Origin of the sequence: Bradyrhizobium sp. 22, from assembly GCF_000482425.1 — a bacterium.
GTDB classification, from domain to species: Bacteria; Pseudomonadota; Alphaproteobacteria; order Rhizobiales; family Xanthobacteraceae; genus Bradyrhizobium; species Bradyrhizobium japonicum_B.
The window spans coordinates 340,217-355,496 of sequence record NZ_KI519401.1 but is presented as its reverse complement, the minus strand read 5'-3'; the positions used below and the strand labels follow the sequence as shown (position 1 = coordinate 355,496).

Below are 15,280 nucleotides of genomic sequence, written 5' to 3'. Positions count from 1 at the left end.
CTATGACTGTCAGCGCGCTACGCTGCCTTCTTGACCGTGTCTGTTTTCTCGATGACACCCAGAAGGTCGCTTTCCTTCATGATCAGGAATTCCTCGCCGTTGATCTTGACTTCGGTGCCAGACCACTTTCCGAACAGGACACGGTCGCCTGGCTTGACGTCGAGTTGAACGAGCTGGCCCTGTTCGTTGCGTGCGCCGGGCCCGGTGGCGACAATCTCGCCCTGTTGCGGCTTCTCCTTCGCGGTGTCTGGAATGATGATGCCGCCGGCGGTCTTCTCTTCGGCGTCGAGACGTCGCACGAGCACGCGATCGTGCAAGGGACGGAAATGCATGCACATCCTCCTTGGCTAGGTCAGCGATGTCCACAGAACCGGGTCCATAGCGGCCCCCGGCGAAAATCCACCTAGGAGCGAGGGTTCTACTTTCAAGTGGAAGTGAGCAAATTTTCTGCCCCAAATCTGCTCATCGATAGCGCCCGCGGCTCGAAGCTTCATCGGCCTCGGAATCGCTCGCCGCGCAGTTGAAAACTTAGATCATCAAACCGAGATGTTGCTCGGCCGCGGAGCAACGCAGCACATGGAGCATCGTCGAAAGGAGGGTGATCAGAGATGCGGACCTTGATGGTATTCGCTGCTTTACTCGGCATGATGGTTTCGCTGCAGGCGAAGGAAGCGGAATCGCTGCGAGCGTTGCGAGGCTCGGGCGCCGCCGTTAAGCAAATCGTGAGCAATCAAAGCTCACAGCCGCCTGGCAAGCTCGCAAGAACAAGGGCCGATGCCCGCAAGGACCGTGAATTCTCAGCGGAAGCCATTGTGCCTGACATCTGCACCGGCTGCTGATCTATCGATCGGCAGCCGGTCAGCGGTTGTGTGATCCTCCTAGTATGCCCCTGCTGATGCAGTCTGAAGATCGGGGAGACGAGCGCAGATCATCGCCTTGATACGCTTCAAGGCACGCTGCTCGATCTGGCGAACTCGCTCGCGAGAGATCCCGAACCTGGCAGCAAGATCGTCCAGTGTTCTTTGCTCTTCTGCCATGTAGCGCGCTTCGACGATGGTGCGTTCTCGCGGCGAAAGCGCGCTTAAGGCTTCCGAGAGTGCGGCCTTGCGCTGTTCACGGTCTCCGGTCTCCACGAGCAGGGTTTCAGGATCAGGCGACGAATCGGCGAGCCTGTCCTGCCATTGTTCGCCTTCTTCGTCACTGAGCTGAACGTTCAGCGTCATGTCGCCACGGATCCGCCCATTCATCTCGACGACGTCGGCTTCCTTGACCTGAAGGTGCTCAGAGATCTGTTTGATCTGTTCCGCCGAAAGCTCGCCGTCCTCCGGAGCACCCAAACGCGCCTTCAACTTTCGAAGGTTGAAGAACAGCTTTTTTTGTGCGGCCGTCGTGCCGAGCTTCACCAGTGACCAGGACCGCAGGACGAATTCCTGCACGGATGCCTTGATCCACCACGTGGCATAGGTGGCAAGGCGAAATCCCTTTTCAGGGTCGAACCGCTTGACCGCCAGCATCAATCCGACATTGGCTTCCGAGATAAGGTCGGCAATCGGCAAACCGTACCGCCGGTACTTCAGCGCGATTTTGGCAGCCAGCCGTAGATGGCTCGTCACCAAACGGTAGGCAGCTTCGCGATCGCCAAAATCCCGAAGACGCCTCGCGTACATCGCTTCTTCCGACGCATCGAGCAGCGGAAAGTTACGGATCTGTTGCAGATACCGGGACAACCCGGCTTCCGAATGGATGGCAGGGAGGGCTGAGGCAATTGACATGACTTGCCCTCCCTTCAGGCGCCAGAGCTGTTCTTGAGTTTGAAGGGAAGGCGCGACCGCGCGAGCCCACCGAGGCAAGTGAGACCGGCAGACCGCGAAGTGAAGAGACCGGTGGCTTTCATATCCAAATCCTCCATGGAGCAAGATGGTACGAGCCGCCGCGTTGCCCGGCTTAGCTGGGCCCAGAAGGCGCCCAGCGAAACTCAGGCCGGCGGCGCCGAAAGAACTGCGAAGCCAACGGGTTGTTCCATGTTCTGGCTAGCCCATTGGTCGGAAAATCTCGGTCAATTCGGACGACCTGTCGAACCGCCGCCATCCCCCGGACGAATGGACGGTCCCAAAACGGTGGGCTTGCCATCGTGCCCGCGGTCACCTGCTCGATTGAGGTGGAGCGCAAATCCGCTTGTCCCAGGCCTCTCAACCCGGGCGCGGAGCCGCATACTCAGGGATCAGGTCATCCCCGCCATTTTGTCGCCGATACGGCATGGGCTGGTGGTGGCAAGCGACCGCATGCGCATCCGCGGACCGTCGGCAACGCCTTCGAAGCCTCTTATCGAGGTGGCTCACGATACGAAGGGCCTTGAAACCGGCCAAGCCCGTTCTAATTCCAAGAGTGCAGCGCGCGGCGATGCGCTGCTCCGGGTGCCTCTGAGGACCCGGTGATCGGGCGCCAGCTACGGTGTCCGTGCGCTCGTAACCATGTTGCTCGAAAGGAGGATGTGGCTATGACCACCTTTGACTTCAGTCCGCTGTGGCGATCGACAGTTGGATTCGACCGCGTATTCGATCTTCTCGAAGATTCCGCCCAATGGACCGGCGACAACTACCCGTCCTACAACATTGAGCGGAGCGATGAGGACCACTATCAGATCTCGCTCGCTCTGGCCGGCTTCTCGCCTGATGAGGTGACGATCACGGCTGAGCAGAACGTACTGACGATCGAAGGCCGTAAGGCGGACAAGGGTGCCCATCAGTTCCTGTACCAGGGTATCTCGTCCCGCCCGTTCCGTCGGCAGTTCAACCTGGCCGAATATGTGCAGGTGAAGGGCGCTTCCTTCGTGGACGGCATGCTCAAGATCGAGCTGGTGCGCGAGGTTCCCGAAGCGATAAAGCCGCGCCAGATTCCCATCCAGGCCGGCAACGACAATCAGAAGCTCGAGCACAAGCAGACGGCTTAAGTCTTGGCCGAATCGCTCCCGTCGCGCGGCCTGCGCCGCGCACGGGAGCATTGTCCGCATTTCAGCCGATAGTCGCTTCGTCTCTCCGCTAGGGAGGAACTCCGGCTGGCCCGGATCGAGACTTGATCAGAGAGCCACAGTGAAGGCCATGGAAAGAGCAGTTCCTATCGATCTTGAGCAGATTAAACGTAAACTGCTTGCTGCGTTCGAGCGCCACGGCAGCGATGGCAGGGCTATCACATTGCAGAGTCTGGAAGTTAGCGTCGGAACGCACGCAGCCGCGAAGGAGTTCAGGCTCGCGCTGAAGGATCTCATCCACCGTGGACTAGTGAGGCGCGCGGGTGAAGACCCCATTCCCGGCTCTGCGATCGCCTTTCGGCTTGTCGCGCCGGTGATGCGGGAACGCGAGGGTAAGACCGTGGACCAATCCGTATTTAACGCGACACCTTCGGGTTCTGCGGAGCAGACCCAACCACCGCGACGACACCGAGCCAGCATGCCCGCCTGCTAGGCGAGCTTTGCTGTGGCAAAACTTCGATCACAGATGGCAGACGTTTTCTCTCGCTTAAGGGATATGACAGAAAATGGACGACTATAGCGACATTGTAACAGCAAGCCTTCCGCTCCTATCTGCCGGAATCATGCTGGTTGCTGGCCAGATCTACCTCGAAAACTACCCCACTCGTCCGAGCCAGCCATCGCAACAGGAGGGACAGCCAGCCCTCATCTCTCGAGCGCCGTCATCTACCGGCTGGCCGATCGAGCCGCCCCGAGCTCACAAGCGGCGCGCGAGCTGAGTGCGCGAGGGCGCAACATTGCTGCTCAGCGACCGCAGACTGTCCTTCGGCATCTTCGCCCCAACAACACACTCGGTCACCTCGCCAAGGCCAACCTCGTCCAGCCATCGAGTTTCATTCCCGGAAGCACCGTGTCGGGCACTAAGAAGGCCCGGCGGAAACCGGGCCTTCTTCTCGTCACCAGGCGTACCAGTAGGGATCAACCGGCGGATAGTAGCGGACTACCCGATATGGGCGGCCGTAGTAGTAGGGCGGACCGTAGACCGGTCCATAATAGATCGGGGGCGCGGCAGCGGCCGCCAATGTTCCCGCGAACAATCCGAGAGCAAGCCCAGAAGTGATACCCGGGCCGCCCCAACCATGGTGACGCCAATGGGCCGAAGCCGGCGCCATCGTTCCGATGAGGAGCGTTGCCGCCGCGACGATTGTAAGAGCAAGCTTTCTCATATCATTTCCCTCAAGCTTCTACGCGCTCTCCGCACTAATCTCATCATGGTCCTCTTAGCCGAACCGCTGTTCAGCTATAGACTGAATTAGAAGTGTCCGGGGCAAGTTCAAGTGACAAACGTCCGTCGCCGTGCGGTTGTCTGTACGACATCAGCGCAACGGAGATGCTACCGCTCCCTTGCCGCGGACGCGCAAATCGTGGACGAGCGGGTCAGCTCCCATCGGCCGCGATCAGCGATAACCGGCGCGGGTCAAGGCCCAGTCGAGTTCGCGTAACGATGGCCGGACCAGCGCAAATTCCATCGCTGATTTGAACCTGGTCCTAACGGCCTGGGCGAAAGGAGTGCGGGGCGTTTTTGGTGGTCATTGCTCTCCGCCCTGTCGCAATTACCTACCGGGGTAGCCCTGTTGGTCGGGACCGTGCAGGGCACGTACGCGCTGACTGATTGCGGGCCTCATGGGCCTGCTGATTCGCGGCTTTCCCGAATGGGGCGCTGTGGGCGATTGGACTGGCTTTTGGGGGCGTAACACTGATAGGCATGGCTCTGGCCGCGCACAGCGAAAATCTCGACCGAGTGATCCATAAGCTGTCGAAGGGACACGAAGACGCTCGGTTGAGCCGGATCGTCGTTTCTCTTGAAAGCTGACGAACTGCAGGGCAGCGAGCCCTCATGCTGCCAGTTCTGTCCTAGACTCGTTGTCTTGGACAGAAGCGCCCTCCGGCGGAGGGCTCTTGGAATGAGTGGCAGCCCGTTCAAGCTCGAGCAAGGCGAACTCGACTTCAGGCAACCGCGATTGCCGCTGTCCTTGCGGTTTTTCGTCGGCGTCAGCTTGCCCGAACAGGTATTCGGTCCAGGCCCAGTTTATCAGGATCGAGCGTTTCGCCTCAAGTGAGAGAGAGGCATCCTTCACCACTGCCATGGGTGAAACCCACCCTTCGTCCCCTCGCAGGTCGTGGCGGGCTTCGGCGCCTGCAATGGCCTCCGTATAGCTCGTTTGCAGGGCACCAAGCCCCAGACGTTCGAGCGTTGCATCGGAGAAGGCGCGCGTAATTCCAGGGCCCACTTCGTATGACTCCGTGCGCTCGTGCCAAGGCGTCTGAACAGCGTATTTTAGCCCCTGCCGCTCAGCATAGCGAAGTGCTGATCTCAGGGTCGGAAACTTGAGCTCGACCTGGGCCAGCGGATCATCATCAGAGGTCCAACCCATCAAAGGCTCCAGGTAAGGGGCGGTGCGGCGCTTGAAGACGAGCCGCCAGTCTTGGCAATGAGCTCTTCCCGAACTCATCGGCGAAGGCGACGCCCTAAAGATGATGGCTATTGCACCCTTCGGAAAGACGGACGGGGTGAAAAGCTGGTCTGCCGGACGATTGTCATTGGCAGACACAGCCTCTGATACCGATTGTTCCAAGACTCTGGTTTTCACGACCTTCATGTTGTCCCTCCCATATCCGTGGACCGCACGGTTTGGCCGCGCCTCGTGGCAGTCCTATCAAAGGATGACTGAATGAATGATTTCGCGCCGCTTCTTTTGCAGCGTCACGGCCATCAAGTTGGGTATCTGCTCGCGAGCCTTCAAGAGCTCGCCAGAAAGTAGAACAGCGCCGCTGCTGTCCCGTGCTCACCCACTTGAAAGTTGCTCGGACGGTTCTTTGTTGTCCTCCAGCAGCTCTGACGTCGCCCCATGAGACTCCGGCCGGAGCCGTCAGGTGCTCCCGGCCGTAAAGCAAGGCGTCGTCCGACTGTATCCAGGCACACACCCGTGCTCATCAAAAATTCGGGATATCGACCGGCGTCTTCACTGAGTCTACGAGGGAGGTTCACCTACCGATCGCGGAAACCAGAGCTCTGTGAGACGCAAGGGGTTGAAGGCGCTCGTGATTGCGGAGACGCGGCGTCCTGCGCCCTCGGGGCAGGTGGGAAGTGAATCAGATCGCACGCAGACCCTCCCTGGGCATTTCCCGTATCAACACGTCAATGTCACTTTGCTCCAACGTTTCCTTCTCCAGTAGCTTCTTTGCCGCGCGGTCGAGGACCGGACGCCGTGTATTTAGGAGGCCCTGAGTGCGTTGGAAGACTTGATCTACAATCGCTTTCACCTCGCGATCGATCGCAGCGGCGGTCTCCTCCGCATAGTCTCGCTCGTGAGCTCGATAGGTCTGATCGGGTCCTCCGAGAAAATTGCCAGGCTCGCGGTCATAGGCAACGCTGCCGAGTTGCTCCGACATGCCATAGCGAGTCACCATGCTTCGCGCGATATCGGTTACCCGCCGCAGATCGTCGGCGGCTCCCGTCGATAGATGGTCAAACACAACTAGCTCAGCCGCACGGCCGCCGAGAAGTACGGCCATTTTGTTTTCCAACTCCTCTTTGGTCATCAGGAATCGGTCCTCGATGGGCCGCTGAATAGTGTAGCCCAGTGCGCCGACTCCGCGGGGGATGATCGAGACCTTGTGCACAGGATCGACACCGGGCAGTGAGAGCGCGACGAGCGCGTGGCCCATCTCGTGGTAAGCAACGATCTCGCGCTCCTTGGGATTGAGCAGCCGGTTGCGCTTTTCCAAACCGGCGACCATGCGCTCCACCGCGTTGTTGAAATCGCTCATGCTAACCGCTTCGGCCCCACGGCGTGTGGCTAGAAGAGCGGCCTCATTAACAAGGTTGGCAAGGTCGGCCCCGGTGAATCCGGGTGTTAAGGCCGCAACGGCTTCTGGCTGGACGTCACCTGCGAGCCGCACCTTCTTCATGTGGACGTTGAGTATATCGATACGGCCCTTCTTGTCGGGGCGGTCGACCAAGACCTGTCGGTCAAAGCGCCCAGCGCGCAACAGGGCAGGGTCGAGGATTTCCGGCCTGTTGGTTGCGGCGAGGATGACGAGCCCGGAGCGGGAATCGAAGCCGTCGAGTTCGACCAGCAGCTGGTTGAGCGTCTGTTCCTTCTCGTCGTGCCCGCCGGCGAAGGGGCCGATACCGCGGGCTCGGCCAAGGGCGTCGAGTTCGTCAATGAAGATGATCGCCGGCGCCTTCTCGTGAGCTTGCTGGAATAGGTCGCGCACCCGGGCAGCGCCAACACCCACGAACATCTCTACGAATTCAGAGCCCGAGATTGAGAAGAAAGGCACCCGAGCTTCGCCCGCAACCGCCTTCGCCAGCAACGTCTTGCCTGTTCCCGGCGGGCCAACCAGCAGCACGCCCTTAGGCATGCGGCCACCAAGACGACTGTAGTCGGTAGGATTTTTTAGAAATTCGACGACCTCGCGCAATTCGTCCTTGGCTTCGTCTACCCCCGCTACATCGGCAAACGTCACGCCAGTGTTGGATTCGACATAGATCTTGGCCTTGCTCTTGCCGATCGCCATTAGTCCGCCGCCAAGACCACCTCCCTCAGCCATGCGACGGCCGATGTACCACCATAGCCCAAAGAAAAGCAGTACGGGCATCACCCAGGAGAGGAGGTCTCGCAGAAAGGTGCTCTCGATTTGCCCGGTGAACCGGACGTTGTGCTTTTGGAGTTCTTGCGCCACGTCCTGGTCGACGCGCGTGGTCACAAATCTTTTCTGACCACCCGGCAGCGGCTCCTTTAACGTACCCTGCAATGTGCGGTCGGAGATGCCGACGGCGTCGACTTTGCCCTGCTGTAGCAGCTGTAGGTATTCGCTGTAAGGAATGACAGCGATCTGCGTAGCCGTCGCGATAAGATACTGAATGAAGAAGACCGCAAAAACGGCGACAAGAGCGTATCCGATATTGAAGCGGGTTTTGTTTGTCATGGCCAGACCCCTAATGTATAATGTGCAACCAACTTTGCCCAAACGCCTTTGACGTGGTCTTGGTTTCAACGTTGTGTTACGAGACTATCAGCCGGCTGCAATTTCGCTGGAGGATGCCCAACTGAGCAGTCGTAAGATTGTAGATCGCTTCTTTGGCCATTGCTCGTCGCCTAGAATGAGTTCATGCATCTTGAGGCGACGCCAGGTCGGGCAACGAGCACCCGATGACTGCTCCTTGACATAGTGCCTCGCGCCTTTTTCGGAGAACAAGGTTGGTGGCCAAGACCGCAGAACACTGTCCGTCAACCGGAGTGGTGAGCAGTGGCGGTGGGCCAGAACGAAGAGGCCGCCGAAAGAGGCAGCTTCATAGCCCAAACGAATTCCGCATGTGGCGTAGCATGTTCAGCGCGGCATCGGTGTAAGTGTGGAGGGTGTAAGACCGGTCTGCGACAACACTGCTAAAATCAAAGGCAGTAGTATGGTTTGCGGCTTGATTCCGAAAGCGTCCGCCTCGTGGTTACCGATTCTTAAGTAGGACGCTTCGACGTCCTCGCGAAGGACACGGTCGGGTGGCGCGTCTGTCCTCTGGTCTCCGGGCAGCGTTAACGCCATGTGACAGTACGGTACCCCCAACAGCTCAGTATCGCGGTCGGCGAGCCAGTCTTCGGCGGCGGCCTTGGCCGGGCAGTGCCGGTTGCGGCAAGATTTTGTAGGCGGTCGTGCTAAACACGCAGTCCGCTCAACACGCGAAATGTTCACCAAGTGACGCGGCGCTGCAGCGCTCGATCGCCGACATTACCTTCAATTGGTCGAGGCTAACATGGCCGGCATGTGCTTGACGTCATGCCGCGCCATGGTCGCAAAAGATGTCCGCAACCTCAAAGGCCAGGCATGACACGCGCGCGTCAGCCTTGGTTGTATCTCCTTGAGGCTCAAGTGCGATATGCTCCAGCGGGCTCATGACCTCGCTGATCGTTCTGCTGGCGACAGGGCGTCAACTTATGAAGAAACTCGTCACATATCTCCTTTCGCGCTCGTCGTTAACCCATCGATCTTTGAGCCACGGTTGCCGACCCGGACGGCTATTATACGCACATTGGCAGCAATCCCTGCCGAAAGGCGAGGGCCACGGCGTGGGGAAGGGTCAGTGCAGCAAGATTTCGCCTGGCATTATCAAGATGATACTTCACCCCACGAGGAGAAACTCCGAGAAGCTCCGCGATGTCCTGCATCGTCTTGCCATCAGAAATCCACTCGAGACACTGCCGCTCGCGCTGAGTGAGGGGACTTTCCTGCTTAGAGTCCGGGGGCGCGCGTCCGATTCGGGCGGCGTTAACATGCGCATGAAAGGTGAGACCCATCCTTTCAAGCATATCTTGCGAGGTCTCGATAAAACGATCGAGTCCAATGCTGCGGTCGTCTACCGCTAACGTGAACGCTGCGAACTGATTCTGTCTTGCCGGAACGCGAATCGTAAGACCGGTCCTGATCTTGAAGCTGAGCGCATCGTCAAACAGACGGCGTTCTTTCGCCGACTTTGCGCTTCGCGCTTCACGTCCATCCCACAGAAACATCCGGCTTGTGTTTCGCGGATCCTGAAGAACGGGATCGATGTTGTGATATCTTTCCCGAAAATAGTGGTTGGTCCAACTCTTCGGATAGGAAGAGATCAGCTTGGGGCCATTCGCGCGGTGGCCAAAATAGGCGAACCAGCGAAAGCCCAATGCATGCGCGGTTCGCTCCGCGACGCGTCTAAAATCATCTTCCGTATGGGCAGAGTGAAGGCAATCGACAAACTCATCGCATGCTCTTTTGACATTCTTCATTGCACCCCTTTTAGAACTTTCTCTGGTTCCCAAACGCGACAGCCGCGCAACATTCGCGCGCTGCGTGTGGGTGTGTATTGCGGCCTTGCGGCAGCTTTGCGGCAAGAACGATTCCAAACAGCCCTGTCAGAACTGACAGCGCAACGCCGTGACCGCGCCTGCTCTCTTGATCTCGAAGCTGTGATTCGTAAGCGAGAGGTTAAGAATGAAGGTCATTGCGCGCACGCGTATGGCGCTCCTGCACGACTCTGAACTAACAATGGGAATGCACCGTCTGCGGGCGCGCGTGTTCAAGGAGCGGCTCGACTGGGACGTCTCTGTCACAGGTGGCATGGAGATTGATCAGTACGACGCCTTCAGGCCGACTTATCTATTGGTGGTCGAACGGCGCGAGGTTGTCGGTTGTGTTCGCTTGCTGCCCACCACCGGGCGCAACATGCTTGCCGACACGTTCCCAGTGTTGCTGGATGGCCACGCGGCGCCCAGAGCAGCCAGTATCTGGGAGAGTTCGCGTTTTTGCGTGGATACCAAAAACGTCGCGGCTACAGCCGCCAACGGCTTGCGGGAAGCGACGTTCCTGCTCTTTGCGGCAATGATTGAATGGGGCCAGCAGTGCGGCCTGCAAGCCATCGCAACGGTTACTGATCTGCGCCTGGAGCGCATCCTGCGCCGAGCGGGATGGCATCTCGATCGCCTCGGCACGCCGCGTCAAATCGGAACCACCACGGCCGTCGCAGGACTGTTGCCAGTCACCGATGACGCCCTCCGGGCGATCCGGGCAGCCGGCAAGATTTCGAAGCCGGCGATTGAGGCTCCGTCGAGCACGGCGCTCGCGGCATAGCGTCGAGCGCTCTGCAGCTCCTGGCAATAACAAGAGGCTATCAAAATGGATCCAGCTGCATTCGCGGCTCTAGCCGAACGGTGCGCCCCGACGCCAGAACTGGTTCGGCCGCTTACGGCCATTGTGCGGAAGGCGAGCTCGTTCGAGCCGCTGCTGATCACAGTTCAGGCGCGCAAACCGGTTCCGATTCAGGCAAGTGACCGTGACGAAGCGATCCAGTTCGCGACCGAAGCCATCGCCACCGGCCAGCCGGTCCGGACCGGTCTCGCTCAGCTTGATGCCGCGGACATGAAAGAGGCCGGACTGACAGCTACCACGACCTTCGACGCCTGCAAGCACATCGCGGGGCTCGGCAGATTATTCCAGGCCCGATTGCAAGCAGCGAACGTGAACGCCTCCGGCCATGATCAGGCCATTGCCAGGGTCGTCGCGAGCTTCGCGACTAACACTTCCCGAACAACGCCCGAGCCCCGAACCCCGCCCGGCGATGCCGACATTTCCACCGGCGAGACCCCGAATCTCAACGCGCCAGCTCCCGCCATCAGGGAGCGTCCGAACTGGGACGTCTATCGCTCGGGCCTTGGCACGTCAGCCTTCGTCTATGGGCGATTATGAACTCTTTTGTTTTGCCTCAATTCAAAACCGCGGTCCGGGCTGGTCCGGCTGCACTGCAATCGGAGCTCAGTCGTCATGACTTCTCGTGTTAAACAAGCCGCTACACTCGTGTGCATGGGGGCCGTTCTCAGCATCGCCTTGGTCGAGCCTGCGCTCGCGCAGACCGCGAACATCGAGGGTGTGCTGCAGAACATCGTCAACATGCTCACCGGCAACGTCGCGCGCCTGCTGGCGACGCTGGCGGTCATCATCGTCGGCATCGCCTGGATGTTCGGCTATCTCGATCTGCGCAAGGCCGCCTATGTCGTACTCGGCGTCGCCATTACGTTCGGCGCCTCCGAAGTGGTCTCGACCCTGACCGGGGGTCGTTGATGATTGAGGCCACGCGTCTCACGGAGGATACCTTATTCCTCGCCTGCACGCGGCCGGCCATGATTGCCGGAGTCACCATGGAAGCCATGGCGCTTAACGTGATGTTTTCCTGCATCCTGTTCCTGGAGGCCGGAAGCATCATCTACGGCCTGGTTGCGATCCCGATCCATGGTCTTTGCCGCGTCATCTGTCGGTATGACCCCAACATGTTCCGGATTCTGCTCGCCTGGATCGAAACCCGCGGACGCACGCGCAATGGATCATTCTGGGGCGGATCGTCCTGCACGCCGCTCAAGCTCGTTCGGCGATATCGAGCACGAGACCTTGGCTATGCGTAACGCAGCGCTCAAAACCCGGGAGATCGGGCCCGATGTCTACCTGCCGTTCGGCCGACACGTCACCGATACGGTCATCAGTCTTACAACGCGCGCTCTGCTGACGGTGATCCGGCTCGACGGCGCCTCGTTTGAGACCGCTGAGACGGCGGATCTGAACGACCTGCATGCCAAGCTCAATCTCACCATGCGCAATGTTGCAGATCCGCGGCTGGCGCTCTGGACCCATCTGGCCCGACGCCGGACGTCGGACTATCCGGACGGTGCATTCCGATCGCCATTTTCAGCTTCGCTAGACGCGCAATATCGCGACCAGCTCCGCAAGGCGGCGCTATTTCGCAACGATCTCTATCTGACGCTGGTGTGGCATCCCGGGCGCGCCCCCACCGACGCCGCGGCTGCGTTCTTCAAACGGCTTGGCTGGAGCGCTGCGGCTTCCCTCGAAGTCGACAGCGCCGGCATCAAGCGGCTCAACGATGCCACGCGCGATATGGTCGCGGCATTGGAGCGCTACGGCGCCCGTGCCCTCGGACTGATTGAGCGCGACGGCATCGTATTCTCAGAGCCAATGGAACTGCTCCATACCGTCGTCTCCGGCGAGTGGATGCCGATGCCATTGCCACAAGGACCGATTGGCCCGGCACTTTACTCAAACCGCGTCATCTTCGGCCGTGAGGCCATCGAAATCCGCAGCGCGGGCGGATCGCGCTTCGGCGGCATGTTTGGGCTTAAGGAATATCCGGCGTCGACAAGGCCTGGCCTGTTGAACGCGCTGCTTTCCGCGCCTTTCGAGGTTATCCTCACCCAATCCTTGGCGTTTTTGTCGAAAGCAGACGCCAAGACTGTCCTGACGCGCAAACAGAACCAGCTGGTCTCAGCCCAGGATCCGGCGGCCTCGCAGGTCGATGAGCTCTCTGACGCGCTCGACGATCTCGAATCCAACAGGTTCGTGCTTGGAGATCATCATCTCTCGCTGCTGATCTATGCCGAGACGCCTTCGCAGCTCCAGGATCACATGAGCGTGGCCCGGCGCGCTTTGGCCGACGCGGGCGCCGTGGTGGCCCGCGAAGATCTCGGCCTTGAGGCGGCCTATTGGGCGCAGCTCCCGGGGCTGTTCAAGTATCGGGCGCGAACCGGCGCGATCAGCTCGCGCAATTTCGCGGCATTCTCTCCGTTCCACACCTATCCGACCGGAAAGCCTGCCGGCAACCTTTGGGGACCGGCGGTTGCGATGCTCAAGACCGCGTCCGGCTCGCCGTTCTACTTCTCGTTCCATCACGGCGATCTTGGCAATACCTTCATCTGCGGCCCCTCCGGGTCTGGCAAGACCGTCGTGCAGAACTTCCTGCTGTCGCAGGCCGAGCGGCTCGGCGCGACTTACGTCTTCTTCGACAAGGACCGCGGGGCCGAGATCTTCGTCCGCGCCGCCGGCGGGACCTATCTGACGCTCCACAACGGCGTTGGGACCGGCTGTGCGCCGCTCAAGGCGCTGGAGCTGACGCCAGCCAATCTTTCCTTCCTGGGCGCACTCGTCCGAAAGCTTGTCACACCGGAAACCCGTCCGCTGACCGTCACCGAGGAGGAGCGGATCGACTCCGGCTTGCGAGCGCTTGGGCAGCTGCGGCAGGCGGAACGCTCGTTCGGGGCGCTGCGGGCTTTTCTCGGCCAACAGGATCGCGAAGGGATCGGCGCCCGGTTGGAGCGATGGTGCCGGGGCGCACCTTTCGGCTGGGTGCTGGATGGCGAGCAGGATGCGATCGGGCTAGAGGCCCGGTTCATCGGCTTCGACATGACCGATCTCTTGGATCATCCCACCGTTCGCACACCGCTCATGATGTACCTGTTCCATCGCGTTGAGCGCCTGATCGACGGACGGCGCCTGATCATCGACATCGACGAGTTCTGGAAGGCGCTTGGCGACGAGGCGTTTCGGGATCTCGCCAACAACAAGCTGAAAACCATCCGCAAGCAGAACGGCGTCATGGTGTTCGGCACGCAGTCACCACGCGATGCGCTGGCTTCCCCGATCGCACACACCATTGTCGAACAGTGTCCCACGCAAATCTTCCTGCCAAACGCGCGGGGAACACGCTCGGACTATGTCGATGGATTCCATCTGACCGACACGGAATTCCGCCTGATCAAGGAGGAGCTCGCGCCCGAAAGCCGACGGTTTCTCGTCAAGCAGGGCCACAACTCGGTGGTGGCGGAACTTGATCTCAGCGGTTTCGACGATGCGCTCGCTGTGCTGTCCGGACGCACGGAGACGGTCGAACTGCTGGACCGCATTCGGGCGGAGGTCGGCGACGATCCGGTCCGCTGGCTGCCGGTCTTTCACGCCGAACGGAGGACAGTCCGATGACGGCTCTGCGTATCCCGATGGTTCTCACATCCGTCTCAGTCCTGACCCTCGTGATGACATCACCTGCGGGAGCCGAGATTGTGTTCGATCCTAGCGTCTATGCGCGGCAATTCGAGCAGCTGACGGAACTGAAGAAGCAGGTCGATACCCTGACGTCCCAGCTCAAGGTGGCGCAGGACCAATTGAACCAGGCCAAGCAGCTCTATGACAGTTTCAACAAGCGGACCAACGCGAACGACATTGGCGCGCTCTTGAACACGCCGCAGTTCCGGAAAGTTCTGCCCCAACAGTTCTCCGATATCGAACGCCTTGTCGCGGGGCAGGGTGGCGGCAACTTCGCCGACGCGATGAACCATTATCTTTCGCAGAACCGCGCCTATGCCGGCAACAGCGGCAATTCGTATTATCAGAGCGAGCTCGACCGGATCGCACGGCAGACTGGCGCCAAGCACTCCATGGGCCAGGCTGTCTATGACACAGCATCGCAGCGTATCGAAGCACTCGAAGACTTGAGAACGCGCATCAGCTCGGCCACCGACGTCAAGGAGACGCTCGATCTGTCCGCGCGGCTGCAAGCCGAACAGGCGTTGCTGCAGAACGACGTGCTGCGGATGCAGGGTCTTGCAATGATACAGCAGGCCCGCACCGACATGGATGGCCAGCGGGAGCGCGAGAAACAACAGCAACTGATCGATGAAATGAGCGCGGCGCTGCAATGAAATTGAACACCTCCATTTTGGTACTCACTCTCGTCGCTGTTCTTGCAGGCTGTAACGAGGACAACAAGAGCGAGCGCACAAACACGGTCGGCTGGTACCTCGACCATCGGGACGAGCTTGCGGCGGTTCTCACTACGTGCGGCGACAATCCCGGAGAGTTCGCGAAGACGCCGAACTGCATCAACGCGAACGAGGCTCGCAACAAGATTACCGTCCAAGAGATGGAAGACGCCCTGAAGTAAGGATC

At 59.8% G+C, this 15,280-nt stretch carries 16 protein-coding genes and 1 pseudogene; 10 read left to right on the top strand and 7 right to left on the bottom strand.

Going from position 1 to position 15,280, the window contains the following annotated elements; translation table 11 throughout:
* Nucleotides 1-17: 17 nt before the first annotated feature.
* Nucleotides 18-332 (bottom strand): co-chaperone GroES, encoded by a 315-nt coding sequence (gene groES, locus K410_RS0136055; protein WP_028139166.1) that lies wholly within the window; start codon nucleotides 330-332, stop codon nucleotides 18-20.
* A 276-nt stretch (nucleotides 333-608) separates the two neighbouring features.
* On the opposite strand from groES, the gene K410_RS0136050 reads away from it, so the two are divergent.
* Nucleotides 609-839 (top strand): hypothetical protein, encoded by a 231-nt coding sequence (locus K410_RS0136050; protein WP_024342338.1) that lies wholly within the window; start codon nucleotides 609-611, stop codon nucleotides 837-839.
* Between the two features lie 39 nt (nucleotides 840-878).
* Here the strand turns inward: K410_RS0136050 and rpoH are convergent, their stop codons facing one another.
* Nucleotides 879-1,772 carry an RNA polymerase sigma factor RpoH gene (gene rpoH / locus K410_RS0136045; RefSeq protein WP_029674525.1) on the bottom strand — a complete coding sequence of 298 codons (894 nt, stop codon included), beginning with the start codon at nucleotides 1,770-1,772 and terminating at the stop codon, nucleotides 879-881.
* A gap of 725 nt (nucleotides 1,773-2,497) precedes the next feature.
* Here rpoH and K410_RS0136040 point away from each other — a divergent pair.
* The gene (locus tag K410_RS0136040) at nucleotides 2,498-2,950 is read left to right on the top strand and encodes an Hsp20 family protein (RefSeq protein WP_024342340.1); all 453 of its coding nucleotides are present in this window, start codon (nucleotides 2,498-2,500) and stop codon (nucleotides 2,948-2,950) included.
* Nucleotides 2,951-3,089: 139 nt separating this feature from the next.
* Nucleotides 3,090-3,461 carry a hypothetical protein gene (locus tag K410_RS0136035; protein WP_155248720.1) on the top strand — a complete coding sequence of 124 codons (372 nt, stop codon included), beginning with the start codon at nucleotides 3,090-3,092 and terminating at the stop codon, nucleotides 3,459-3,461.
* Nucleotides 3,462-3,924: 463 nt separating this feature from the next.
* Here the strand turns inward: K410_RS0136035 and K410_RS39125 are convergent, their stop codons facing one another.
* From K410_RS39125 to K410_RS0136020, 5 genes and pseudogenes are all read right to left on the bottom strand, one after another.
* On the bottom strand, nucleotides 3,925-4,194 hold the full coding sequence (locus K410_RS39125; RefSeq protein WP_080672325.1) for a hypothetical protein: 270 nt from the start codon (nucleotides 4,192-4,194) through the stop codon (nucleotides 3,925-3,927).
* Nucleotides 4,195-4,863: 669 nt separating this feature from the next.
* Nucleotides 4,864-5,628: an NADH dehydrogenase ubiquinone Fe-S protein 4 gene (locus K410_RS37900; protein ID WP_024342345.1), complete on the bottom strand. Its 765-nt coding sequence runs from the start codon at nucleotides 5,626-5,628 to the stop codon at nucleotides 4,864-4,866.
* Between the two features lie 493 nt (nucleotides 5,629-6,121).
* Nucleotides 6,122-7,963, bottom strand: coding sequence for an ATP-dependent zinc metalloprotease FtsH (gene ftsH, locus K410_RS0136025; RefSeq protein WP_024342346.1), 1,842 nt, complete (start codon nucleotides 7,961-7,963; stop codon nucleotides 6,122-6,124).
* A gap of 594 nt (nucleotides 7,964-8,557) precedes the next feature.
* Nucleotides 8,558-8,861: pseudogene (locus K410_RS41655) on the bottom strand (transposase zinc-binding domain-containing protein); the annotation flags it as partial.
* Between the two features lie 187 nt (nucleotides 8,862-9,048).
* Entirely contained in the window at nucleotides 9,049-9,789 is a 741-nt protein-coding gene (locus tag K410_RS0136020) for a helix-turn-helix transcriptional regulator (RefSeq protein ID WP_024343423.1), read from the bottom strand.
* A 205-nt stretch (nucleotides 9,790-9,994) separates the two neighbouring features.
* Between K410_RS0136020 and K410_RS0136015 the strand changes: the two genes are divergently transcribed.
* The 7 genes from K410_RS0136015 to K410_RS0135985 all read left to right on the top strand — a co-directional run bounded on the left by K410_RS0136015 (nucleotide 9,995) and on the right by K410_RS0135985 (nucleotide 15,275).
* Nucleotides 9,995-10,630 (top strand): acyl-homoserine-lactone synthase, encoded by a 636-nt coding sequence (locus K410_RS0136015; RefSeq protein WP_024343422.1) that lies wholly within the window; start codon nucleotides 9,995-9,997, stop codon nucleotides 10,628-10,630.
* A 45-nt stretch (nucleotides 10,631-10,675) separates the two neighbouring features.
* Entirely contained in the window at nucleotides 10,676-11,245 is a 570-nt protein-coding gene (locus K410_RS0136010; RefSeq protein ID WP_024343421.1) for a lysozyme family protein, read from the top strand.
* A 75-nt stretch (nucleotides 11,246-11,320) separates the two neighbouring features.
* Nucleotides 11,321-11,617, top strand: a complete 297-nt coding sequence (locus K410_RS0136005; RefSeq protein WP_024343420.1) for a TrbC/VirB2 family protein — start codon at nucleotides 11,321-11,323, stop codon at nucleotides 11,615-11,617.
* On the top strand, nucleotides 11,617-11,955 hold the full coding sequence (locus tag K410_RS0136000) for a VirB3 family type IV secretion system protein (RefSeq protein WP_024343419.1): 339 nt from the start codon (nucleotides 11,617-11,619) through the stop codon (nucleotides 11,953-11,955). Before K410_RS0136005 ends, K410_RS0136000 begins: the two co-directional genes overlap by 1 nt.
* Nucleotides 11,948-14,314 (top strand): VirB4 family type IV secretion/conjugal transfer ATPase, encoded by a 2,367-nt coding sequence (locus K410_RS0135995; RefSeq protein WP_024343418.1) that lies wholly within the window; start codon nucleotides 11,948-11,950, stop codon nucleotides 14,312-14,314. The genes K410_RS0136000 and K410_RS0135995 overlap by 8 nt, the downstream gene beginning before the upstream one ends.
* On the top strand, nucleotides 14,311-15,033 hold the full coding sequence (gene virB5, locus K410_RS0135990) for a P-type DNA transfer protein VirB5 (protein ID WP_024343417.1): 723 nt from the start codon (nucleotides 14,311-14,313) through the stop codon (nucleotides 15,031-15,033). The genes K410_RS0135995 and virB5 overlap by 4 nt, the downstream gene beginning before the upstream one ends.
* Nucleotides 15,030-15,275 (top strand): EexN family lipoprotein, encoded by a 246-nt coding sequence (locus K410_RS0135985; protein ID WP_024343416.1) that lies wholly within the window; start codon nucleotides 15,030-15,032, stop codon nucleotides 15,273-15,275. Before virB5 ends, K410_RS0135985 begins: the two co-directional genes overlap by 4 nt.
* The last annotated feature ends 5 nt before the right edge of the window (nucleotides 15,276-15,280 follow it).

Excerpts from the sequence above, each read along its gene's own strand:
- groES (WP_028139166.1), bottom strand. The coding sequence starts at position 332 with ATGCATTTCCGTCCCTTGCACGATCGCGTGCTCGTGCGACGTCTCGAC.
- K410_RS0136050 (WP_024342338.1), top strand. The coding sequence starts at position 609 with ATGCGGACCTTGATGGTATTCGCTGCTTTACTCGGCATGATGGTTTCG.
- rpoH (WP_029674525.1), bottom strand. The coding sequence starts at position 1,772 with ATGTCAATTGCCTCAGCCCTCCCTGCCATCCATTCGGAAGCCGGGTTG.
- K410_RS0136040 (WP_024342340.1), top strand. The coding sequence starts at position 2,498 with ATGACCACCTTTGACTTCAGTCCGCTGTGGCGATCGACAGTTGGATTC.
- K410_RS39125 (WP_080672325.1), bottom strand. The coding sequence starts at position 4,194 with ATGAGAAAGCTTGCTCTTACAATCGTCGCGGCGGCAACGCTCCTCATC.
- K410_RS37900 (WP_024342345.1), bottom strand. The coding sequence starts at position 5,628 with ATGAAGGTCGTGAAAACCAGAGTCTTGGAACAATCGGTATCAGAGGCT.
- ftsH (WP_024342346.1), bottom strand. The coding sequence starts at position 7,963 with ATGACAAACAAAACCCGCTTCAATATCGGATACGCTCTTGTCGCCGTT.
- K410_RS0136020 (WP_024343423.1), bottom strand. The coding sequence starts at position 9,789 with ATGAAGAATGTCAAAAGAGCATGCGATGAGTTTGTCGATTGCCTTCAC.
- K410_RS0136015 (WP_024343422.1), top strand. The coding sequence starts at position 9,995 with ATGAAGGTCATTGCGCGCACGCGTATGGCGCTCCTGCACGACTCTGAA.
- K410_RS0136010 (WP_024343421.1), top strand. The coding sequence starts at position 10,676 with ATGGATCCAGCTGCATTCGCGGCTCTAGCCGAACGGTGCGCCCCGACG.
- K410_RS0136005 (WP_024343420.1), top strand. The coding sequence starts at position 11,321 with ATGACTTCTCGTGTTAAACAAGCCGCTACACTCGTGTGCATGGGGGCC.
- K410_RS0136000 (WP_024343419.1), top strand. The coding sequence starts at position 11,617 with ATGATTGAGGCCACGCGTCTCACGGAGGATACCTTATTCCTCGCCTGC.
- K410_RS0135995 (WP_024343418.1), top strand. The coding sequence starts at position 11,948 with ATGCGTAACGCAGCGCTCAAAACCCGGGAGATCGGGCCCGATGTCTAC.
- virB5 (WP_024343417.1), top strand. The coding sequence starts at position 14,311 with ATGACGGCTCTGCGTATCCCGATGGTTCTCACATCCGTCTCAGTCCTG.
- K410_RS0135985 (WP_024343416.1), top strand. The coding sequence starts at position 15,030 with ATGAAATTGAACACCTCCATTTTGGTACTCACTCTCGTCGCTGTTCTT.